The following is a 21552-nucleotide window of genomic DNA, read 5'->3' as shown; positions in this document are numbered from 1 at the left end:
AAAACGAACGTTCTCAAGATCGTACTACGTTCGGCTCGCTAAAATCAGCCGAACGGCCTCTCGGGGGCGCTCCGAAATGGAGGAATCAATCGGCACGTCCCTGACGGAATCGGGCCGGGTAGCGCACATCCAGCGCGTTCAGCAAGTCGTTGGCCTTGGCGTCCCTTTCGCCCAGCGGCTTCAGACCGAACCGGGTTTCGATGAATTTCAGGATGGAGGTGCCGTCATAAGGGGTGTGATCGACATGCCCGCGCTTGGCGAACGGCGAAACCACGATCGTCGGCACGCGATTGCCCGGTCCCCAGCGGTCGCCCGGAGGCGGCGGGACGTGATCCCAGAATCCGCCGTATTCGTCGTAAGTGACGATGATCACGCTACTCCGCCACAGCGGGCTCCGTTCGATCTTGCGAATCACCTCTACCGCCTGCGTTTCCCCCGCCAGAAGATCGGCATAGCCGGGATGCTCGCTATGGGCTCCGATGGGCTTGTAGAACGATACGGCCGGCAGCGTTCCCGTCTCGATGGCCTTCAGAAAATCCGCCTCGTCCTTGAGATGCCTGGCCCTTTCGCGGGTCCCCCGGGCGTAGCGCTCGAAATACGCGAACGGCTGATGATGGTATTGGAAGCTTTCGTCGGCATGCCCGGCGATCGCGTCGTTCCAGCCGCCGGAATACCAGGCCCATGAAATATTTTTCTCGGACAGGCGGTCGCCGATCGTGGGCGCGGTTTGCGGGGGCAAAAGCCGGCGCGGATCGGTGATCTTCGGGCTGTGCGGCGTCTGTATCGTCTGAATGGTGTTGACCGCGTAGCCGTCGGGCGTGAAAACCCCGTCCTTGACCAACTCGCCTTTTTCGTTCAAAACGGCGGTCAGTTCCGCGGGCGGATCGTCGTGATGAGGCGTGCAGGCGCAAATCAGCCAGAAATGATTCAGCAGCGATCCGCCGAAAGCCGCCTGGAAGAAACGATCCGCCAGGGTGTATGTCTCCGCGTATTCCCACAACGGAAGCTTGCGGCCGTCGTAATAGCCCAAGGTCAAGCCGCCGGCGTCCGACAGGGCCGCGAAACGGTCCATACGCCCGCCGTTGATTTGGGCCTGGTGCTGGTAAAACCTGTGCACCGGATCGCCGATTTTTTGGTCGATCGGAACGTATTGGCCGATCTCGAACGGACGGTTCGGCAAATCCGAAGGAAAGCGTTCGTCGGGAACGGGCGGCTTTTGCTCCGTATTCATCACTCTGGGCAAGGCGGCGTAGACTTGACCTTCGCGATCGGTCTGCCGCGCCGTTTCGTCCGGCGCATTCGCCAGTCCGTCCGCGCCCGGGAATAGTCCATAGAGATTGTCGAAGCTGTGGTTCTCCAGATAAATCACCACGATGTGGCGAATCTGCTCTAAGCTTGTGCTGCGCACGGCATCGGCCAAAGCCGGCAAAGGCGTCAACAGGGTCGGAAAAATCAGGAGAGCCGTCAAACAGGATGGTTTTTTCATGCCGGGCGTTCGAAAGATTTGAAGTTGCGGCGCCGCGCGAGCTTGGCCGGAGGAGCAATGCCATGAGATTCGTAACCGGTTATTTTACCCGCTCGATTGTTAGCGTCGCACGACAAATCCGCTCATGACCCTGCCGACGGCTACCGCGACCGATCACGAGCCGGTTCAGCCCGTGATCCTCATCGGAGCGAGCAATCTCGCCAGAGCCTTTCCCTTGGTCGTGAACGGCTTGCGAGCGGGGCTGCGCGAATCCTTGGATGTCCTGGCGGCCTTCGGGCACGGCCGGTCCTACGGGACCCGGAGCCAAATGCTGGGCCGGACGCTTCCCGGCATCGTCGAATGCGGACTGTGGGCGGCCCTGCGGAAACGCGATTCGGACAGCCTTCCGCCGCTCGCGGCCGTGATCGATATCGGCAACGATCTGGTTTACGGCATTACCGTTCCGCAACTGATCGCCTGGGTCGACACCTGCCTGGAGCGGCTGGCCGAACGGCATAGCGAAATCGCGCTGACGTCGCTGCCGCTGAAAAGCATCGAGCGGCTGCCGCCGTGGAAATTCGAACTGCTGCGACGGGTTTTCTTTCCGGCGCACCGGATCGCGTGGCCAGTGCTGTACGAGCGGGTGTGCCGCTTTCAGGATGACATGCGGCGGCTCGCGAAGGCTTACGACATCCGCTTGATCGAGCCTCCGGCGGCATGGTACGGCTTCGATCCGATCCATATGCTGCGCCGCCGCCAACCGGAAGCCTGGCGCGAATTGTTTTCACGGTGGCCGGCCTGGGAGCGGTCCGCCCCCATCGCCTATCCGTCTCCGATCGAGTCGCTCCGCCTGCGCGCACTGCGCCCCGCCGAGCGGTCCCTGCTCGGCTACCGGCAGACCGCCCCGCAGCCCGTCTTGCAACAAGACCGCTTCACCCTGTCCATGTATTGAAGGCGTTATTTACTCGCCTCGGAAACCGTTGCCCGGCGCCGCGCCAACAGAAGCAAAAGCGCGCCCGGCAAGGCCGTCAATAGGTGCAGGGCGCCGAAGACCAACGACACGGCGAGACTTTGCTCGGGCGTCAATCCGGCGGGAGCGAGCAAAAACACCGCAGCCGCCTCCCGTTTGCCCCAGTCGGAAACCAGCCCCGGCAGCGTGCCGATCCCCAGCAACAACAGCGGCCCGAGCAGGAACACGGTCAGAGCATCGCCGGATATGCCGAGCCCCGCAGCCGCCAGGGCGAAATTCGCGGCCAGCAGAATCTGGATCAGCACGGACAATCCGTAATGCCGGGGCGAGCGCAACGGATTGCAAACCGCCAGCACAGCCCCCGTGTGCAGGCGCGCCATCGGCCAGAACCGCCGAAAAACGACTACGGCCACGCTCGTCGCCGAAACCAGGATCAATCCGAACAAGGCGATCTGAAATCCGGGAAATTCGCTGTACAGCCCTAAGTAAACCGGCGTCAGCCCGAGCACCATGAGCAGCAGGACGATCTTCCCGGAAAACCGGTCCAGAGCCTGGCCCACGACGAGCTGCCAGGTTTCGGCGGAACCCCGCATCAACTGGAACTTCGCCAGCTCGCCGACCACCAGCGGCGGGCCGCACTCGCTGACGCTTTGGCTGATCCAGAGAGCGCACATGAAGTCCCGGAACGGCGCCTGCACCCCCAAAGCACGGCTGATCCACCACCAGCGCAGGGCGAACACGAGGATCGAGAGCAGAAAGATCCCGACGATGGCGACGCCCACCGCGGGATCGAAGCGGCTTAGCTGAGCCATCAGCGAAGCGCGGTCCATTTTGGCGAAAATGAAAGCCAGCACCGCCAGCATCGCCAGAAAGCGCACGCTCCGGCGATTAAGCCATACTCCCGGTTTCAAGAGACTTTGTTTCACGGTTTCAATACCTTACGTCTATAAAGACGGCCGTCGAGCGGGACGGCGCGGAAGCGCGCCGCCTTGGAACCTCGGTCGCGACATTTTTTCGAACATCGTACCCGGATTGGCCGGACACGATCGAAAACGCCCGGCGACGCCGCGCCCGCTGTCTATATAAAAACCCTGCGGAGCGATGCCGAGGGAACCTGTCATCCGAAAACCTAGAAGCGGAAGAAAGCGCCTCCCGTCCGATCCTGAAATCGCGCCACCCATTCCCTCCGGATTCGAAGAAAAACGATCGCGCCCGGAGCCGAATGACTTGTCGGAAAAGACGGATAAAATGACTCTGCCCGAGAGCGGCAGCGGAACGGCAATCCGCTCTTCGACGTTAGCGAACTCCCGTTTTATTTGAAAAAACAAGGAAACCCCATGAGCACTCTGACACTCGATATCGCCAACGCCATTATCGACGGCGCGTTTAGAAAAGCGCGGGACTTGGGCTTGGCGCCGCTGGCGGTGGCGGTTTTGGACGATGGCGGACATTTGAAGGCGATACAGCGGCAGGACGGCGCATCCTTCATGCGGACGTCCATCGCTTTGGCCAAGGCCTGGGGAGCCATCGGGATGAGCGTATCGTCGCGCGAGTTGGGTAAAATGGCGAAGGAGCGGCCCCATTTCATCACGGCTTTGACCGAAATCGCCGACGGCCGGCTCATGCCGGTTCCGGGCGGCGTGCTGATCCGCTCGGCCGACAACCGGATCGTGGGCGCGGTCGGCATCAGCGGCGACTTGTCGGATCTCGACGAAAGCTGCGCGATCGCCGGAATCGACGCCGTCGGCTTAATCCCGGATTATGGCAAGAAATAACGATATACTGGCGTTTGCTTTCTCGATCCGGCCGGGAACGACCGACAGCCGGATCGCCGGATAGCTCCGCCAAGACGGCCGCGGCCGCCGAATCCGGCACGCCAAACCGATTCGGTATCGACTCGGCAACACGGGTGTTTATACTGTTTGCTTTTTTATCGCGACATTCCGAAAAGTCCATCAGTGAAGAATCTCGTCAAGACTCGAATTCCGACCGGCTACGGCGAATTCACCCTTTATCTTTACACCGAACACGGCAAGGATCATCTTGCTTTGGTGAAATCGGACGTAAACGGCGAGACCGGCGTTCCCGTCCGGGTCCATTCGGAATGTCTGACCGGCGACGTCTTCGGGTCCCGGCGCTGCGACTGCGGAGACCAGCTCAAGCATACGCTCCAGTACCTCGGACGCTCCCGCTGCGGCGTGCTGCTTTATCTCCGCCAGGAAGGACGCGGCATCGGCCTTCGCAAAAAGCTGGAGGCCTATAACCTTCAAGATCGCGGCCTGGATACGGTAGAGGCCAATATCAGCCTCGGCCATCAGCCCGACGAGCGGAATTACGGCATCGCCGCCCTGATGCTCAAGGACCTCGGCGTCCGCTCGATCCGCTTGATCACCAACAACCCCCGCAAGGTCGACGAATTGACCGAATACGGCATCGACGTCGAGGCCCGCATTCCCATCGAAGTCGGCCATCATCACGACAACGTCGGATACCTGCGCTCCAAGGCGGAAAAACTGGCTCATTTGCTGACGTTCCGGGAAAGAACGCCGTTCCACCACGAGCTGGCATTCATCAGACCCTTGATCGACCAGTTGTCGCTGGCCCGCGCCCCGGCGGAAGGTGGCCCCTTCGTCACCCTGACCTACGCCCAGAGCATCGACGGCAGCATCGCCGTCGACGGCCAGATCCCTTACGCCCTGAGCTCCGAACAGTCGCTGACGCTCACCCATTTTCTGCGGGCGAGCCACGACGCGCTGCTGGTGGGGGTCAACACGATACTCAGCGACGATCCCCAGCTCAATGTACGTTACTACGAGGGCGAGGACCCGCAGCCCGTCGTTCTCGACAGCAGCCTGCGGACGCCGCCGGACTGCCGCATTCTGAAGCAGTCGAAGAAGCCGCCCATCATCGTGACCACCGGCGAGTCGGATCCGGCCAAGCGCGAAGCGCTATCGGCGGCCGGCGCGAAGATCGTCGCGGTGGGGCCGAGCGAGGACGGCTGCGTGGATTTGAAGGAAACCCTGACGAAGCTGCGCCAGCTCGGCATCCGCACCCTCATGGTCGAAGGGGGATCGAAGATCATCGGCACCTTTCTCAAACATCATTTAGTGAACTATTGCGTGATTACCATAACACCAAAAATCATTGGCGGGCTCAAAGCCATCGACGATCTATGCCGCTCCGGCGAGCAAACGCCTTTAAGCATCACGGACTGCCAGTACCATAGCCTGGGTTCGGACATCATCGCCTTCGGCCCCATCGGTTACCTCTGATGCGAGTACAAGCCGTTTATCACGTGGCCCCCAGGTCGGTGGCGGTGCAGGAGATCGAGCTGCCCTCCCCGCGAACCGGAGAATTACTGATCAAATCCTTGTGCTCGGCCATCAGCCCGGGCACCGAATCGCTGGTTTTCCGGGGCGAGGCGCCTGCCGAACTGCCCCAGGACACGAGCATCGGAAGCCTGCAAGGAAACTTCGACTATCCGTTCCGGTACGGCTATGCCCTGGTCGGAGAGGTCGCCGCCGTGGGCGCGGACGAAGACCGGGATTGGCTGGGCCGACGGGTGTTCGCCTATCACCCCCATCAAAACTACGCCGTCGTCGACAAGAAGGATTGCCTGATCCTGCCGGAAGACGTCCCGGCGGAACGCGCCCTGTTCCTCGCCAACATGGAATCGGCGCTGAATCTGGTTTTCGATGCGGCGCCGCTGCCCGGAGAACGAATCATGGTGTTCGGACAGGGCATCGTCGGCCTGCTCGCCACCGCCGTCCTCGGCCGCTTCCCCCTCGGAGAACTGATCACGGCCGACCCGCTCGGCTTCCGCCGGCAAAAATCCACGGAAATGGGCGCGGCCCTGGCCATCAACCCGACCGTCAAGCGGGAGATCGCGGCCCTCAAAGAATGTCTTTTCTACGACGGCGCCGACGGACTGGACGCCGCCATCGAAGTTTCGGGAAACTTGACCGCTCTGAACCAGGCCATCGAGCTGACCGGCTTCGCCGGCCGCATCGTGATCGGCTCGTGGTATGGTCAGAACACGGCGCCGCTCGATCTCGGCAGCCATTTCCATCGACAGCGGATCCGATTGATCTCGAGCCAGGTGAGCACGATCAATCCGCGGCTCTCCGGACGCTGGAGCAAGAAACGCCGGATCGATCTCGCCTGGGAATGGCTCTCGGAAATCCGCGCGGAGCGGCTGATCACCCACCATTTCCCGCCCGGCGCCTGCCAGGAGGCTTTCGATCTGGCCGACAGCAAACGGGCGGGCGTGTTGCAGCCGATCTTTCAGTACGCCTGACGAATCGAGGAACCGCAATGTACCAGCTTGCCATCACCCGCGACTTCATCGCCCGCCATTTCCTGATCGGCGGAGACTGGGGCGAAGAAAACCGGGAGCACAGCCATCACTACACGGCGGAAGTGCTGATCGAAGGCGAGCAGCTCGACCGGCACGGCTATCTGATCGACATCGTCGATCTGGAACAGGCGATGCTGGCGCTGATCGGAGAATTCAAGGACCGCGTCCTCAACGACCTGGAACCCTTTCGCGGCCTCAACCCCAGCCTCGAACGCTTCGCCCGCATCTTCTGGGAGCAACTCAGGGATCGGCTGACGCTGAGCGGCGTCAAAATGACGGTCAAGCTGTGGGAGAACGAGCGCGACTGGGCGGCGTTCGGCGGACCGCTCTAACCTCCGCCTCCGTGGATATCCCCTTCCACGACTATCTCGAAGCCAAATTCGCGCTCGACCAGCGCAGCCTGAACCGCGAGGTCGAAACCGAATTTGCCCGGTGGCTGGCCAACCAGCCGCGGCTGGCCTGCCTCGACCTCGGCGCCGGCACCGGCGCGTCCGTGCAGCGCCTGCTGAATCTGGCGACGGACGCCGATTTGCACATTACCGCCGTGGATCGGGACCGGGCGCTTTTGAGCATCGCCCGGGACAAAATGTCCGGTTTGCTCGGGAACGGAGGCTGGCGTGTCTCGGCAGAACCGGCCGGCATCCGCGCCCGGCGAAACGGCCGTGAAGTTTCGATCGATTTCGTCTGCGGCGATCTACAACATTTCGCGCCGGATCGAACCTCCGGCTCCTACGATGCGGTGATCGCCCATGCCGTCATGGATCTTCTGCCCCTAACGACCATGACCGAACGGATCGCGCGCTGGCTGCGACCCAAGGGAATCTTCTACAGCACCGTCAACTACGACGGCGAGACCGCGCTGTTTCCGGTCTACGCCGACGAAGAGCTCGAAAACCGCATCCTTGCCGTGTACGACGCTTCCATGGAAGCGCGCCGGGTCTGGGACGAAAACAGCGGCGGCGCATACTCCGGAAGACGGCTCCACCGCATCCTCGGCGAAATCGGCTTCGAACCGATCGCCTTCGGCAGTTCCGACTGGAACATCGCCCCGCTCCGCCGCCGCTATCGCGACCGCGACGCCGTTTGCCTGGCCGCCCTGCTGGACATGATCCGCGACGAAGCCGCCCGGTCGAGGCAATTCCCCAAGGATTCGCTCGACCGATGGCAGCGGGAACGCCGCGCGCGATTGGCAGCCGGCGAACTCGGCTTGATCATTCATCAGATCGATCTGTTGGCGGAGAAGGTTTGACTGCCGATGTCCGGCGGGTTACTCAACGGGTTAGTCGGCAATCCCTTGCCGGCGAAGGTGCCTTTGGGCGCTGCCCCAAACCAGAAAATGCCCTAGCCCGCGCGACCAAGCGAATCATCCAGACCAACAATGGGCTTCGGCCAATCCTCTTAAGGAAACTCTGAACAAGTCCCTGGCCCCGATAAAATAATGCCCAACGTCCAATTTTCGACAGGTCGACCCCCGATGAAGCAACTCGGACTCAGTGCCACCGTGTTTGTGAAGAAACCAAAGCTGACCAAGCGTCAGAAATTTCTCCAGGAGATGGAGCAGGTGATTCCTTGGGGGTTGTGGACGAGCCGGATTGCGCCGTACTACCCGACGGCCGGCCGGGGCAGGCGTCCCTTTCCTTTGGAGACGATGTTGCGCATCCACCTGATGCAGCACTGGTTCGGCTACTCCGATCCGGCGATGGAAGAGGCGCTGCATGACATTCCGATGCTACGCGAGTTTGCCGGGCTGGATGCGGGCGAGGACGCCATGCCGGATGAAACCACGATCCTCAAGTTCCGGCGCCTGTTGGAAACCCATCAGATGGCGCAAACCCTATTCGATGAAACGGCGGCCCTATTGGCGGAAAAGGGCTTATTGTTGCGTCAAGGGACCATCGTGGATGCCACCCTGATCGCCGCCCCGCCGTCCACGAAGAACCGCGAGCGGAAGCGGGATGGCGAGATGAGTTCGACCAAGAAGGGTAACAATTACCACTTTGGCATGAAGGCGCACATCGGCGTGGATGCTGATTCAGGCTTGGTGCATACGATGGAAGTCACCACCGCCAAGGTGGCGGACGGGGTCATGACCGAGGCCCTGTTGCACGGCGAGGAGCAGGTCGTCCTGGGCGATCGGGCCTATACCCGCAAGGACCGCAATCTGGAGGTCGAACGCCAGGAGGGCGAGCCGGTCTGGGCGTTTCCCTTCAAGCGTAAGAAGGGCGAGGACTTGCCTGCGGAACAAGCGCTTCACAACCGCATGCTGGCCGCGCTGCGGGCGGTGGTCGAACACCCCTTCCGGATCGTCAAACGCCAATTCGGCTATACCAAGATCCGGTACCGGGGACTCTTCAAAAACGGGCAGCAACTCTACCTGCTGTTTGCCCTCAGCAATCTCTACCAGGTGCGGGAGGAGTTGAGGGCGGCCTAGGGATCAATCCGTGCATCGCCCCGGAAAACCGGGGGCGAGGGGCGGAAAGAGCGCCGATAGCGGGCGCCAATGGGGAGGGAAAAACGACCTTTTTCGGCTGGTAGCCCCGGCCGGTTTATCGGAGCCACCAATAAAACGCACTTATTCAGAGCTTCCTTAATATCCCTGAAACAGAAAATCCAAGGCGCCGGTAATCGCCGCCCGGTTGTCCGCCAGAGAGACTACCGGTGTTTTCAGCAAACGCAGGGGCACGGCGGCGAGCTTGGGCGTTTCCAGGAAACACGCGATCCCTTCGATTTCGAACACGGGTGTCAGCCGATCAGGAAGTCGGCCGACCGGGAAGCGGTCCCACCGGCGCAACGGCACGACCACACGCGTATTCAGATCTTGGAGCAGATCGCTTTGCACGTCGAGCAGATAGGGCACATCGCCCGCGTGCGGACCGCCATTGCGATAAAGGTCGAAGCGCGCCATGTTAAAAGCTTCTCCACTCCTCCAACGGCAAGCCCTCGGTTTCCACCGTACGGTTATAGGCGGCGATGAACTCTGCATTATCCTCCTGCCAGCGACGCTGCCGTTCCTGGCGCACCAGATCTCGCAGAAATCGGTCGCAGGCTTGGGAGATGTTGATGCCTAAAGCTTTGGCCTCTCGCAACACATCGGCGGAAAGGGTGATATTGGTAGCTTTTTTTGGGGTGGTGGCGGTGGGCGACATGGCATGAATCCCGAACGGCAAATGGAATAATGCGCATGATAAGCCAACATGATGATATGTGACTATTAGAGATGTGCTTACTTCTGCATCGAAACTTGCAGGATGCGGTGTCGCAGGAAGGGTGGCTCCGGACGGCATCGGCGGGTTATGCCGGGGTACCGGCTAACCCGCCCTACGAAGCCTATGGGTTCCGAGTCAAGACGCTTCCCGTCATTTCGGCCCCGGATGACGAGGACCGCCGTGGTGCTTCCATTTGTGGGCGCGCTTGCCGAACGGGGTCAGATCGTCGAAGACCTTGCGCTGCTCCGGAGTCAGCGTGGCATAGAAAGTCTTGGTTGCGGCCAGAACGTCCTCGAGATGGGCTTGCTTCTGCTTGGAGAAATCGATCATTTTTTCCAGGCGCTCCGGGGCCGGCAGACTCTTCATGACCTCCCAGTCGGGACGGGATTGTCTCTTCTTTTCCTGGATTTCCTTGATCTTGGCGGACCAGGTATTCCAGTCCGCTTCCTGCGTCGCCGTCAGCTTCAATTCCTTGTGCAATTCCGCCATCCGCTCCTCGATGAAGCGCTTCCCGTGTTCGCCGCGGGGCACTTCGGGCCCCTGCTCGACCATGCCGGATTCGGGGCCGGTTTGGGCGGGCTCGGCGATCACGGCTACGGGGCCGAGCAGAGCGAGACTCATGACGAACGCTTTACGATAAGATTTCATGTGAATTTCTCCTTCGGTGGTAAAAAGATCGGCCGAAACCGATCCTAATTAGACAGGCGGAACCGCCGTCGTCTTCGGAATCTATTTCACGCCGCCCATGTATCGGACATGTGTCCGGCCGGCCATGATTTTGTATCGCTTCCTGTCGTCGGCCGCAGCCGATACAAAACGATACAAAGGCCCATGACGCCGACCGGCAAGCGCGGTAAAAAGCCTCCATGAACGCTACGGAACATATCCTCGTCGTCGACGACGACCGCGAAATTCGCCTACTGGTCGGCGACTATCTGAAACAACACGGCTATCGCGTCAGCCTGGCCGCCGACGGCCGGCAGATGCGCGAGATCCTGGAAAGCAGCGGCATCGACCTGATCGTCCTCGATCTGATGCTGCCGGGACAGGACGGTTTGAGCCTGTGTCGCGACCTGCGCGTCCGCTCCGATCTGCCGGTGCTCATGCTCACGGCCCGCGGAGAGCCGATCGACCGGGTGCTGGGGCTGGAAATGGGGGCCGACGACTATCTCGCCAAGCCGTTCGAACCGCGCGAGCTTCTGGCCCGGATCCGCAACATCCTGCGCCGGGCCCGCTCGCTGCCGAGCCGGGGCGTCTCGGACCCGGCTCGGCGCTGGCGCTTCGCCGGCTGGACCCTGGACGGGCAGACCCGCCAGCTCACCTCGCCCCAGGGCGTGGTGGTGGCGCTGTCGGGAGCCGAATACCGGCTGCTGGAGGTGTTTCTCGCGCATCCCAGCCGGGTGCTCACCCGCGATCAGCTCATGGATCTGCTGCGCGGCCGCGAGGCCGATCCCTTCGACCGCTCCATCGACCTCCGGGTCAGCCGCCTGCGCCAGAAGTTGGGCGACAACGCACGGGCGCCGAGCCTGATCAAAACCCTGCGCAACGAGGGTTACGTATTGGCCGCCGCGGTGGAGCGGGAACCATGAGTCTCGCCTTCCCGCCCCGCTCCCTCGCCGTTCGGCTGTTCTTGTTGCTGCTGGCCGGGGTGCTGATGGCGGTATTCGTCACCGTGAGCCTGGCTTTGCGGGAGCGCAGCCACATCGTCCACAGTTTTCGGGAACAAGGCGCGGCCGAACGCATCGCCGATGTCCTGCATCTGCTCGCCGCCCTACCGCCCGAGCAGCGCCTGGCCACGGTCCAGGCCCTTCCGTCCGGACAATGGAGCATCGAGCCGGCGGACGGAACCGCGGAACCGGTCCAAACCCTGCCATCATTCACCGTTGCGCTGACCGAAGCGGTAGGACCGTCGGTCGCGGTGGAAGCGGCCTGGCGCACCGTAGACTCCGGCTGCCAAAACGAGTCAGCGGATTGTCAGCCGTCCCGCACCGTCGGCGCGCGGGTCCGGTTTGCCGACGGACAGCGGGTTCTGATCGAGGCTCGCCGCGAGCTGCCGCCGCCCCGTGCGCCGAGGCTGGAAGGATTTATCGCCAATCTCTCGATTTTGGCCGGCATGTTGGCCGTCGTCGCCTGGTTTGCCGTCCGCCTGGTCCTGCAACCCTTGCGGCGCCTGGTTCAAGCCGCCGAATCGTTCGGCCGCGATCCGGAGCATCCGCCCATGAACGAATCGGGACCCAGCGAAGTGCGGCAGGCGGCCCGGACCTTCAACCGGATGCGCGAACGCCTGCGTTCCCACATCGAGGAGCGCACCCGCATTCTCGCCGCCATCACGCACGATCTGAAAACGCCGCTCACCCGGCTGCGCCTGCGGCTGGAACAGTGCCCGGACCAGCCGCTCCGCGCCCGGCTGGCGGAAGACGTGGCCGCCATGCAGTCGCTGGTCGACGAGGGACTGGCGCTGGCGCGCAGCCTGGACTCGGGGCCGCCGCCGCAAACCGTCGACCTCGCCGCCCTGCTGCAAAGCCTCTGCGACGATACCGTCGATGCCGGCGGCGAGGCCCGTTTCGAAGGACCGGACGGCGCGCTGATCTCCGGCCAGCCGGAGGCGCTGCGGCGCAGCTTTCTCAACCTGATCGACAACGCGGTGAAATACGGCGGGGAAGCGGACATCGGCCTGGAACGTTCCGGCGGCGACTGGCTGATCCGGGTGCGGGACTCCGGCCCCGGCATTCCGGAAGAGCATTTGAGCGAGGTGATGCAGCCCTTCTTCCGGCTGGAAACCTCGCGTTCGCGGGAAACCGGCGGCACCGGCCTGGGGCTCGCGATCGCCGCCAATCTGCTCGGCGCCCAGGGCGGAACGCTGAGCCTCCACAACCGCCCGCAAGGCGGCCTGGAAGCCAGGGTGCGCCTGCCGGTATTTCGGCGCCGGCCGAGAACTTGACCCGTAGGTCGGCAAGGGATTGCCGACCTACGGCGCTTGCCGATGTTTGATAGTTTCGTAAGGCGGGTTAGGCGCACATCGGTACGGGACGGCCGTTGATTGCTGCGCTTCGCCTGCGCCGTAACCCGCCGAAACGCTTGGGGGGCCTTGCCGTTCGTTTCGGCAGGTTACGGTACGCACCAGACTCACCGGACTACGAGAGGATCGTGGGGGCGTACCTAATCCGCCCTTCCATCACTTTTTCGCGCGGAAAATGCAGTAGCGGACCATCTTGTCGCGAAACACCTTGTACTGGGCCAGTGCCACCTTGAAATTCGCGGTCTGGGCCTTGCTGCGGAGTCCCAGCCACTGCATGGTCAACTGCATGGGGTAGGTCCACAGGGCGGTCAGGTACATCCGGCGGGACGAGGGCATGGTTTCGGCCGTGGCCTCGGTGATGTGGACGTCGCGGAATCCGCATTCCTCCATGCCGGCCTGGAACTCCTCGACGCTGGAAAGATTCGGCACGGCCCATCCGTTCAAGCAGTCCATGACCGCCTGCCATTCCTCTTCGTTGAACGCCCGCTTCGTGGCGTAGCCGTCGCAGGCGATCAGCGTGCCGCCCTTGCGCAGCAGGCGGTAGGCTTCGCGGAAGAAATCCCGCTTGTCGGTCGCATAGCAACTGCTTTCGACCGCCCAGACCACGTCGAAGGATTCGTCCGGGAACGGCGTCTTGCAGAAATCCGCCTGTTGGAAATCAACCTTGTCGGAAACCCCGTGACGCTTGGCGTTGCGCTTGGCGTGCTCGACCTGTCGGGCGCTGACGGTAATGCCGGTGGCGCGGCAGCCGACGTGCTTCGCCAGCCAGATCGAGCTGCCGCCGATGCCGCAGCCCGCATCGAGGACATGGTCTTCCGGCCTGATGCCGGCGATTTCGGCGAGTATGCGATTCTTGTTCAGCAAGGCCTGGCTATGGGTCTTGGTATTCGCGTCCCAATAGCCGTAATGCAAGGCTAGATTCTCGTTGTCGAACCATGCGGTGCGGTAATCCCAATAACAGTCGTCGTAATGCTTCGCGGTGTCTACGCGAATGTCTTCCTCGGAAAACTCGGCGCCGTGGCGCAGGCTGTCGTTGCGGTAATCTTTGTTCGGTTCGAGATAGTACGACATCGGTCTTTTATAGTTGTCAGTCAAAAACGGAAAATCGGTTCGGATGTCCGGCACGTTCGGTTGGCGCGACGGCGCCGGCCGGGAAGCGGGCGTAATGATAACCCGAAGGATGGAGATCAACCGCACCTTACTGCACGGCAATAGAGCCCGCCGCGCAAGGACGGGATGCGGAAGAGACGTCCGATGCCGTCCAGCAGCGTCAGAATCCGGGCGAGATAGGCCGGCATGTCGCCGCGCGGAATGAAGGTCCAGGAGCCGACGCGCTCGACCTCGAATCCGGCGGTTTCCAGAAGATCGGCCAGTTCCTTTCGGCCGAGAAAGCGGTCCGTGCTGAGATGCCGGGTACCGAGTCTCAGCCACGGCGCGATGCCGGCGTACCAGACGTAATCCGCGTTCGGCGTGAGACAGACGAAGACGCCGCCGGGCTTGAGAACGCGACAGGCTTCGCGCAGCGCCCGCCGCTGGTCGAGCATGTGCTCCAGAGCGCCGACGCACAGCACCGCGTCCGCCTCGGCATCGCCCACCGAATTCAAGCTTTCCGCGGGCGCCGCGCTCAGACAAATGCGCTCGGCATACGGATGTCCAACACGAAGATGCTCGGCCTGCTCGATCATGGCGGGCGAAAGATCGGTGCCGTGCGCGCGATCGAAGCGGCCGGCCAAGGGAAAAAGATACATCCCGGTGCCGCAGCCGATTTCCACCAGGACGCCGCGGCCCGCGCCCTCCAGCAGGCGCTCGATGATGCCGAGCCGGTAGCGCAAAAGCTTTTCCGCCTTGCCGTGACAGTCGCGGTAAACCGGCGCGAGGCGGTCGAAGAACGCCCGAACGTCGTCCAAATCCTTTATCGGCGTGGTGCGAAGGCTCATCGGATCAGGTCGGGCGTTGCGGCCGATAGAGTTGAACCAGGGAATGCAGGAAGGAGGCGCACAGCGCGGCCGTCGCCGTCGCGGCGAGCCCGGTGCAGTACAGTTCGGCCGGCAGCAGGCACAGAACGAAGACGATGATGGCGATCACCGAGACGGAGCGGGTGAACCGGTTGCCCTCCGCGATGCGCCGGGGCGGCCCCGCCAGCTTGACGAACAGCACGAACAAGTAACGCAGCAGGCCGGGAAACAGCACCCACATGCCAAGGTGTCCGCGGCTGTACAAGAGCAGGCACAGGACCAGAAAGAAAAAGGCGTCGGTTTCCTTGTCGAAGCCGTCGCCGAAAGCCGAAGCCAGGCCGCGGCGCCGGGCCAGCCAGCCGTCCCAATGGTCGGCGTAGAGAATGGCCAATGCGATGGACGCCAAAAACCACCCGTTTTCGATCGGGAACAGCAGCAGGCAAAACGTTCCGATCAGGCGGACCAGGGTAATCGCATTGGCGGCGCCGAACGCCCCGGAAGGGGTCCAGCGGCGCCGGAACCGCCGGATCGCACCGAGAAACGACGCGGCCGCCATCGCCGCGAGAAATTCCGGCGGCGCTCCGAACCACAGCCCTCCGATCGCGAGGACCATCAACATCGCGTGGCGTTCGCTCCAGTCGACCAGTTCGGATTCAAGAGATACGTTATGGCTCATTCTCGTTATTTCGGTTGATTCGATGCGATTCGTGTTCATTCATCCGCCGCTCGACGCCTGTCCCTCCGGCGGCCATGTCTTCAACCGCCGGATCATCGGCCTGGCGCTGGAAAACGGCTTTCCGCTCGAAACCGCCGCGCTTCCGCCGGACGGCGCGACGCCGCCCCGGCCGCGCGATGCGATCGTTCTTTGGGACAGCCTGTTTCTGGAAAGCTTGTCGCATTATCCGCCGGATCGGGGTGGGCCGAATCATGGGCTCCTGGTGCATTATGTCCCTTTTCTGAACCCGCTGCTCGACGCGGACCGGCGCAAGGAAGAGGAAGACCGGTTCGAGCGGGCCGCGGAGCGCGTCCGGTTTTTCATCGCGACCGGATCATCGATCCGGCATCTCCTCGAACGGCGCTACCCCGGCAGACCTGTTTTCCTGTGTGAGCCCGGCGTCGACGCCGCATTTCTCGCCGCAAGACGAACGTCGGGCGAACCGGCGGCGAGCCGGCCGATTCGAATCGTCACCGTCGCCAACCTGCTTCCCGCCAAAGGACTGACCGACGTGCTCGACACCCTAGCCGAACTCCGGCATTACGATTGGGCCTGGCATTTGGCGGGCGACGATCGTACTGATCCGAGCTATGCCGAACTTTTCCGCTCGCGCACCGCGGAACTCGGCCTGCAAACCCGGGTTACCCTTCACGGCGTTCTGGATACGCCGGAGTTGGCTCGGCTGCTCGGCGCAATGGATGTCTTCGCCTTCGCCAGCCAGTTCGAGGCTTACGGCATGGCCTTGGCGGAAGCGGCGGCGGTCGGCCTGCCCGCCGTGACCACGAATGTCGGCGAAGCCGCGTGCATCGTGCGGCACGGCGAGACCGGCTGGGTCGCGCCGGTCGGCGATCGCGACGCCTTTAAAGACGGCCTGGCGCGATTGCTGTCGGACCCCGCGTTGCGACAGGCTTGCCGCGCGCGGCTTCTGCAAAATACGCCGCGCACCTGGGACGCCGCTTTTGCGGACTTCGGAAATGCCGTTCGGACGGCGGGAGCGGGCTTCAACCCGCGATCCTGAGCGGCCCCACATTGCGGGCCGAAATCCGCTCCCACAAATCTGCATCAGTGCTGTCCGATATTTGGACACATTCGTCAAACCATTGATAAAACGAGAGTATTCGCGTCTTTTCACATCATTATCCACACGTCGCTCCACAGCTTTTGTGGACATCGCGAAACTAAAGCGTTTGCATCTCGCGTTGACGGCATTCCGTGCGGAACGTGTGTCGTATGTCGTGGGAGAGGCGACCGAAGTCGCCCCTACAGCGTCCCACGTCGCACTGATGTCCGTATTGAAAACGTTCTAAAACCATGCCCTTACGCCGGCCACCGCCCTCACGCTGTGCTGGTGCTCCCTGAGCGACTGTTCCTCGACGTAATCGAAGCCGATGTAAGGTGCGAACTCCCGCTCGATTTCGTAGCGCAGCCTGAGCCCCGCTTCGAATTCGGTGATGCCGGCCTTGACGCCGCGGTTCTCGATGTCGTCCGCGGACACGTTGATTTCGACCCGGGGCTGGGCGATGAGGCGCTGGGTCAGCAAGAGTTCGTAGGCCAGCTTGAAGCGTCCGAGCACGTTGCCGTTCTCGCTGATGAACATGGCCGCCTCGGTCTCGAAAAAATAAGGCGCGAGCCCCTGGATGCCGATCACGCCGTCGAAGGTGCGTTCCGGCTCGAAGGCGCGGCGGACGCCGATCTGAGCATCCCAGAAGGTGGCGATGTTGCGGCTGTAGAGCAACTGAAGATCGGCCCGCCCGAAGATATTCTGATCGAAGACGTAATCGCCCTCGGTTTTCACCCACAGCTTGTTATAGTCGCTGCCGGTCCAGCCCTCGACGTCCCATTTGAACAGGTGGACGTTGTCGTTTCCCTCGTATTCGAACCGTTCGAGCCGGAGATAGTTGTAGATCGCGTCGTCGGACTGGGCCGCCGCGCGGTCGATGACGAACGCCATCAAAATGGCCGCGCCATAGCGCGGAATCGAAGGCTTGCCGGGGCGATCCTCGACGCTCGGGGCCGCCTTCATCAAGCGTCCCTTTTGGCGGCCGCATCGGGATGCTCCACGATGATCTTGCGGAACATCCCGGTTTCCATGTGATACACCAGATGGCAATGAAACGCCCATTCGCCCGGCGCATCGGCCGACACGTCGACGCGCACGGTCTCGCCCGGCCCGACGTTGACGACGTGTTTGCGCGGGTTGAACGGCCCCTGGCCGTTGTCGAGGTCCTGCCACAGCCCGTGCAGATGGAGCGGGTGATTCATCATGGTCTCGTTGACGTAGGTAAAGCGCACCCGTTCGCCGTATTTGAGGCGAATCGGCTCGGCTTCGGAATATTTCTTGTCGTCGATGGACCAGATGTAGCGGTTCATCGTACCCGTCAGGCGCAGAACGATTTCCCGGTCGGGCTCGCGCCAGTTTAGGTGTTTCTCCGCGCTTTCGAGATCGGCATAGCTCAGCACCCGATATCCCCTGTCGGCATGCCCTTGCCCGTGATCGGTCATGCCATGTCCGTCGTGACCGGACATGGCGTGATCCATCCCCGCCATCGCGGCATGGTCCATGCCTGCCATATCGTGGACTTCATGGCCGTTCATCCGATGTTTCTCTTCCGGTGCGCGCTTCACGGCCGCATGCGGCCCGGCGTCCCCGGAATCGTGATTCATGCCGTGAGCCGCCCCCATCTCGGCCAGGCTCACCAAGGGGCGGGGCCTGAGCGCGGGAACCTCCGCCTTCATGCCGCGGCGCGGCGCCAGGATCGCTCCGGCATAGCCGCTGCGGTCCATGGTTTCCGCGAAGAGGGTGTAGGCCTTGGGTTCGCGCGGCTCGACCACGACATCGTAGGTTTCCGCGACGGCGATACGAAACTCGTCCACCTCGACCGGCCGCACGTTCTGCCCGTCCGCCTGAACGACCCGCATTTTGAGCCCCGGTATGCTCACGTCGAAATGGGTCATCGCCGCCGCGTTGATGAACCGCAGCCGGATCCGCTCGCCCGGCTTGAACAGGGCGGTCCAGTTGGCTCCGGGCGGTTGGCCGTTGACCAGGAAGGTGTAGGTGTAGCCGGTAACGTCGGCGATGTCGGTCGGATCCATCCGCATCTTGCCCCAGGCCAGGCGGCCGGTCATGGTCTCCTTGAATCCCTTGTCGGACAGATCGCGAAAGAAATCGAACACGGTGCGCTTCTGGAAGTTGTAGTAATCGCTCTGCTTTTTCAGCTTCGAAAGCACCCGGTGCGGGTTTTCGTTCGACCAGTCGGACAGGATCACCGTGTAGTCGCGGTCGTAAGCGTGAATTTCGCCCACCGAGGGCGCGATGATGATCGCACCCATCAGCCCCAGTTGCTCCTGCATCGCCGAATGGCCGTGATACCAGTAGGTGCCGCTCTGGCGAAGCGTGAAGCGGTAGGTGAAGGTTTCGCCGGGCGGAATGCCGGGAAAGCTGATGCCGGGGACGCCGTCCATGTCGTAAGGCAGCACGATGCCGTGCCAGTGGATCGAGGTCGGCTCGTTCAAGCGGTTGGTCACGCGCAAGACGACCTCCTCGCCCTCCCGCCAACGCAGCGTGGGCGCCGGAAACGAGCCGTTGACCGCGATGCCGACACGCTCCCGACCGGTCAGATTCACCGCCTTCTCGTCGACGACCAGGTCGTAGGTTCCGGCCTGAACCGATAGTGCGAACAGCAAGACGAGCCAGAACGCGGCGAGCCGACGCTGCCGGACAATGGCGTTTTCGTCAGGCACGGACTTTTTTCTCTCGAGCAGAGCCGGGATCAGAGGCCGAAAATTGGGCAGAGGCATTCGTTTCAAACGGAATGGATCGAATGTCATTTTTTGGGCTTACGTCGGTTACACCTTTTCCCGAACTCAAAACGCCCCATTCCCGTGGGATAAATACGCCCGGCGCGGAATGGGACGGACGCGGTTCGCGCATAACCAGGACAGTCTACCTTGGAGCGGCAAGAATCTCAGGAAAAACGGGAATTGAGAGAAATATGAGCAAATCATAAAGAAAAAATTCCGTAGCGTTCAGCCCGGCCGCCGAGAGAGCTGTCTTCCCGCGGAAACGGAATCAAAGAAAAGTAGGATTGACCGAAGTGATGACGTCGCAATTCCGAAAGGCGGCCCATATCGCGATCGCCCGGTCAGGCAGAAACTTTCGGAGAAATCCGGCAGTCACATCCTTTTAGGGGAGAACGGCATTCGGATGGCGAACTCCCCCGTTTTCGGCGTGAGTCGCCGTTCAATTGTTTTTCACCGAGGAAAAAGTTGTGAGCCTGTTTACGGAAATCGTTCGACACATCATCGGCAGCGACCCGGATTCCGCCCAGCGCCAATCCCGGAGTCTCGCCGAAAGCCTGTTGGATCTGCTGCAGGACGAAGATACCGGCGGGATCGAGGGCATCAGGAACCGGGCTCAGCGGCAAGGGCTCGGCGACATCGTTTCGTCGTGGATCGGAACCGGACAGAATCGTCCCATCACATCGGATGAAGCAACCGAGATTCTGGGGCGGGAGCGAATCGAGGCGCTTTCGCAGCGGGCCGGCATCCCGGCCAGCCAGGGTGCGAACGTATTGGCCCAATTTCTGCCGGAACTGCTCGACAAGCTGACGCCGGAAGGCCGCGTTCCGGAAAAGAGCCAAATGTCGACCATGAGCAAAGCCATTCTCGGCGGCTTGGGCGCCGCACTGGCGGCCGGCGCCGCCGCCAAGTTTTTCGGGAAGGAAGATGAAGAAAAACGGGAAGGCACGGAAACACCGTCGCCATCCGCCGCTCCGTCCGGCAGAGCGGAAAGCGCCGCATCACCTCCAGCGGGCGCCGCCTACACCGTGGTTTCCGGCGACACCCTCTCGAAGATCGCCCGGCGCTATTACGGCGATGCCGGCCAATGGCCCCGCATCTTCGAGGCCAACCGCGGCGTGCTGAAGAACCCCGACCGGATTTATCCGGGCCAGGTTCTTAGGATTCCATAATTCCGGAGCAAGCCGCTGAACGGGTGCACCCGCTCTGCGCGATACGACATGATCGGCAAGTCTGGAAACGGATGGCGGACAGCTATCGGCCGCACCATCCGGCGGAAGGTCAACAGGGCTGCGGGTCAATACCCGGCGAGACACGAATCGAAGGAGGCAATCCCATGCGGTTCAAAAGCTTGATGAAAAATGGAATGGTACTGTTGGCGGCCCTGACCTCCATATCCAGCGCCTTTGCCGTCACGGAGGAGAACTTTCTGGTTCGGAACGTCCGGGATCTGATCGCCCTTTGCACGACGCCGCCCGACGACCCGCTCAGCACCGCCGCCGTAAATTTTTGCACCGGTTATCTGGTGGGCGCTTATCACTATCACGACTCGATGTATTCCGGGCCCGACAGCCACCCGCTGGTGTGCCCCCCCAATCCGAAGCCGACCCGGCAGCAGGCGATCAGCGAATTCGTTTCCTGGGCGAAAGCTCATCCGGAATACGGCAACGATCGGGCGGTGGATGTGATGTTCAGATTCATGGTCGAAAAGTGGCCCTGTAAAAAAACGGCCCGGCCCGGCAGCGCGGATTGATCGACAGACAAGGAAAACGGCAGCCATGAAATCACCCATTCTATTCGTTTTGTTGAGCGCGGCCTGGCTATCGGGATGCGCCGGCATGTCTTCCAGCCAGCAGCGGATGCTGAGCGGCACCGCCGGCTCGACGGCCGCCGGCGCGGCGATCGGCGCCATTGCCGGGAACGCCGGGCTGGGCGCGGCGATCGGTGCGGGCGCGGGCCTGGTGGGAAGCTATCTGTACGATCAGCACAAACAGGCCGAGGATCGCGCCTACCGGCAGGGTTATCAGCAAGGCCGCCAGCAGCCGCCTCCGGCTGCGCCTTGACGGG

Annotated in this window: 23 protein-coding genes; 13 read left to right on the top strand and 10 right to left on the bottom strand. The window is 62.2% G+C overall.

The features are described from left to right. Window positions 1-85 precede the first annotated feature (85 nt). The gene (gene acpA, locus ACWJKU_RS00575) at window positions 86-1486 is read right to left on the bottom strand and encodes an acid phosphatase (protein WP_454145025.1); all 1401 of its coding nucleotides are present in this window, start codon (window positions 1484-1486) and stop codon (window positions 86-88) included. Between the two features lie 124 nt (window positions 1487-1610). Here acpA and ACWJKU_RS00570 point away from each other — a divergent pair, with 124 nt between their 5' ends. After that, window positions 1611-2417, top strand: coding sequence for a hypothetical protein (locus ACWJKU_RS00570; protein ID WP_454145023.1), 807 nt, complete (start codon window positions 1611-1613; stop codon window positions 2415-2417). 5 nt (window positions 2418-2422) lie between these two features. Here ACWJKU_RS00570 and ACWJKU_RS00565 read toward each other — a convergent pair whose 3' ends face one another. Then, window positions 2423-3361 (bottom strand): lysylphosphatidylglycerol synthase transmembrane domain-containing protein, encoded by a 939-nt coding sequence (locus tag ACWJKU_RS00565; protein ID WP_454145021.1) that lies wholly within the window; start codon window positions 3359-3361, stop codon window positions 2423-2425. A gap of 411 nt (window positions 3362-3772) precedes the next feature. Here ACWJKU_RS00565 and ACWJKU_RS00560 point away from each other — a divergent pair, with 411 nt between their 5' ends. The 6 genes from ACWJKU_RS00560 to ACWJKU_RS00535 all read left to right on the top strand — a co-directional run bounded on the left by ACWJKU_RS00560 (window position 3773) and on the right by ACWJKU_RS00535 (window position 9223). Continuing rightward, a complete protein-coding gene (locus ACWJKU_RS00560) occupies window positions 3773-4210 on the top strand; it encodes a GlcG/HbpS family heme-binding protein (RefSeq protein WP_454145019.1) in 438 nt (145 codons plus the stop codon). A 183-nt stretch (window positions 4211-4393) separates the two neighbouring features. Next, complete coding sequence (gene ribA / locus ACWJKU_RS00555; RefSeq protein ID WP_454145017.1) at window positions 4394-5707, top strand: GTP cyclohydrolase II; 1314 nt, start codon at window positions 4394-4396, stop codon at window positions 5705-5707. Further along, a complete protein-coding gene (locus ACWJKU_RS00550; protein ID WP_454145015.1) occupies window positions 5707-6732 on the top strand; it encodes a zinc-binding dehydrogenase in 1026 nt (341 codons plus the stop codon). The genes ribA and ACWJKU_RS00550 overlap by 1 nt, the downstream gene beginning before the upstream one ends. A 17-nt stretch (window positions 6733-6749) precedes the next feature. Continuing rightward, window positions 6750-7124, top strand: coding sequence for a 6-pyruvoyl trahydropterin synthase family protein (locus tag ACWJKU_RS00545; RefSeq protein ID WP_454145013.1), 375 nt, complete (start codon window positions 6750-6752; stop codon window positions 7122-7124). Window positions 7125-7135: 11 nt separating this feature from the next. Further along, complete coding sequence (locus tag ACWJKU_RS00540; protein ID WP_454145011.1) at window positions 7136-8041, top strand: class I SAM-dependent methyltransferase; 906 nt, start codon at window positions 7136-7138, stop codon at window positions 8039-8041. Window positions 8042-8266: 225 nt separating this feature from the next. Continuing rightward, window positions 8267-9223, top strand: coding sequence for an IS5 family transposase (locus ACWJKU_RS00535; RefSeq protein ID WP_454145009.1), 957 nt, complete (start codon window positions 8267-8269; stop codon window positions 9221-9223). A gap of 156 nt (window positions 9224-9379) precedes the next feature. On the opposite strand, the gene ACWJKU_RS00530 is transcribed toward ACWJKU_RS00535, so the two are convergent. The 3 genes from ACWJKU_RS00530 to ACWJKU_RS00520 all read right to left on the bottom strand — a co-directional run bounded on the left by ACWJKU_RS00530 (window position 9380) and on the right by ACWJKU_RS00520 (window position 10646). Then, window positions 9380-9697 (bottom strand): CcdB family protein, encoded by a 318-nt coding sequence (locus ACWJKU_RS00530; RefSeq protein WP_454145007.1) that lies wholly within the window; start codon window positions 9695-9697, stop codon window positions 9380-9382. 1 nt (window position 9698) lies between these two features. Further along, on the bottom strand, window positions 9699-9938 hold the full coding sequence (locus ACWJKU_RS00525; RefSeq protein WP_454145005.1) for a type II toxin-antitoxin system CcdA family antitoxin: 240 nt from the start codon (window positions 9936-9938) through the stop codon (window positions 9699-9701). A gap of 210 nt (window positions 9939-10148) precedes the next feature. Next, window positions 10149-10646 carry a Spy/CpxP family protein refolding chaperone gene (locus ACWJKU_RS00520; RefSeq protein WP_454145003.1) on the bottom strand — a complete coding sequence of 166 codons (498 nt, stop codon included), beginning with the start codon at window positions 10644-10646 and terminating at the stop codon, window positions 10149-10151. Window positions 10647-10864: 218 nt separating this feature from the next. Here ACWJKU_RS00520 and ACWJKU_RS00515 point away from each other — a divergent pair, with 218 nt between their 5' ends. Both ACWJKU_RS00515 and ACWJKU_RS00510 read left to right on the top strand, forming a co-directional pair. Further along, entirely contained in the window at window positions 10865-11587 is a 723-nt protein-coding gene (locus tag ACWJKU_RS00515) for a response regulator (RefSeq protein WP_454145001.1), read from the top strand. Further along, on the top strand, window positions 11584-12939 hold the full coding sequence (locus tag ACWJKU_RS00510; protein WP_454144999.1) for an ATP-binding protein: 1356 nt from the start codon (window positions 11584-11586) through the stop codon (window positions 12937-12939). Before ACWJKU_RS00515 ends, ACWJKU_RS00510 begins: the two co-directional genes overlap by 4 nt. A 234-nt stretch (window positions 12940-13173) precedes the next feature. Here the strand turns inward: ACWJKU_RS00510 and ACWJKU_RS00505 are convergent, their stop codons facing one another. The 3 genes from ACWJKU_RS00505 to ACWJKU_RS00495 all read right to left on the bottom strand — a co-directional run bounded on the left by ACWJKU_RS00505 (window position 13174) and on the right by ACWJKU_RS00495 (window position 15648). Next, the gene (locus ACWJKU_RS00505) at window positions 13174-14112 is read right to left on the bottom strand and encodes a methyltransferase domain-containing protein (RefSeq protein WP_454144997.1); all 939 of its coding nucleotides are present in this window, start codon (window positions 14110-14112) and stop codon (window positions 13174-13176) included. A gap of 92 nt (window positions 14113-14204) precedes the next feature. After that, complete coding sequence (locus ACWJKU_RS00500; RefSeq protein WP_454144995.1) at window positions 14205-14954, bottom strand: class I SAM-dependent methyltransferase; 750 nt, start codon at window positions 14952-14954, stop codon at window positions 14205-14207. A gap of 4 nt (window positions 14955-14958) precedes the next feature. Further along, on the bottom strand, window positions 14959-15648 hold the full coding sequence (locus ACWJKU_RS00495; protein ID WP_454144993.1) for a CDP-alcohol phosphatidyltransferase family protein: 690 nt from the start codon (window positions 15646-15648) through the stop codon (window positions 14959-14961). 22 nt (window positions 15649-15670) lie between these two features. On the opposite strand from ACWJKU_RS00495, the gene ACWJKU_RS00490 reads away from it, so the two are divergent. Continuing rightward, window positions 15671-16705 (top strand): glycosyltransferase family 4 protein, encoded by a 1035-nt coding sequence (locus ACWJKU_RS00490; RefSeq protein WP_454144991.1) that lies wholly within the window; start codon window positions 15671-15673, stop codon window positions 16703-16705. 285 nt (window positions 16706-16990) lie between these two features. On the opposite strand, the gene ACWJKU_RS00485 is transcribed toward ACWJKU_RS00490, so the two are convergent. After that, the gene (locus tag ACWJKU_RS00485; RefSeq protein ID WP_454144989.1) at window positions 16991-17710 is read right to left on the bottom strand and encodes a copper resistance protein B; all 720 of its coding nucleotides are present in this window, start codon (window positions 17708-17710) and stop codon (window positions 16991-16993) included. Next, entirely contained in the window at window positions 17710-19428 is a 1719-nt protein-coding gene (locus ACWJKU_RS00480) for a copper resistance system multicopper oxidase (protein ID WP_454144987.1), read from the bottom strand. The genes ACWJKU_RS00485 and ACWJKU_RS00480 overlap by 1 nt, the downstream gene beginning before the upstream one ends. Window positions 19429-19955: 527 nt before the next feature. Between ACWJKU_RS00480 and ACWJKU_RS00475 the strand changes: the two genes are divergently transcribed. From ACWJKU_RS00475 to ACWJKU_RS00465, 3 genes are all read left to right on the top strand, one after another. Continuing rightward, window positions 19956-20657 carry a YidB family protein gene (locus tag ACWJKU_RS00475; protein ID WP_454144985.1) on the top strand — a complete coding sequence of 234 codons (702 nt, stop codon included), beginning with the start codon at window positions 19956-19958 and terminating at the stop codon, window positions 20655-20657. Window positions 20658-20821: 164 nt separating this feature from the next. Next, window positions 20822-21238: a Rap1a/Tai family immunity protein gene (locus ACWJKU_RS00470; RefSeq protein ID WP_454144983.1), complete on the top strand. Its 417-nt coding sequence runs from the start codon at window positions 20822-20824 to the stop codon at window positions 21236-21238. Between the two features lie 25 nt (window positions 21239-21263). Continuing rightward, on the top strand, window positions 21264-21548 hold the full coding sequence (locus ACWJKU_RS00465) for a YMGG-like glycine zipper-containing protein (RefSeq protein WP_454144981.1): 285 nt from the start codon (window positions 21264-21266) through the stop codon (window positions 21546-21548). The last annotated feature ends 4 nt before the right edge of the window (window positions 21549-21552 follow it).

The sequence above is a fragment of the Methylocaldum sp. MU1018 genome, from assembly GCF_053646775.1.
This window is presented reverse-complemented; position numbering and strand designations above follow the sequence as displayed.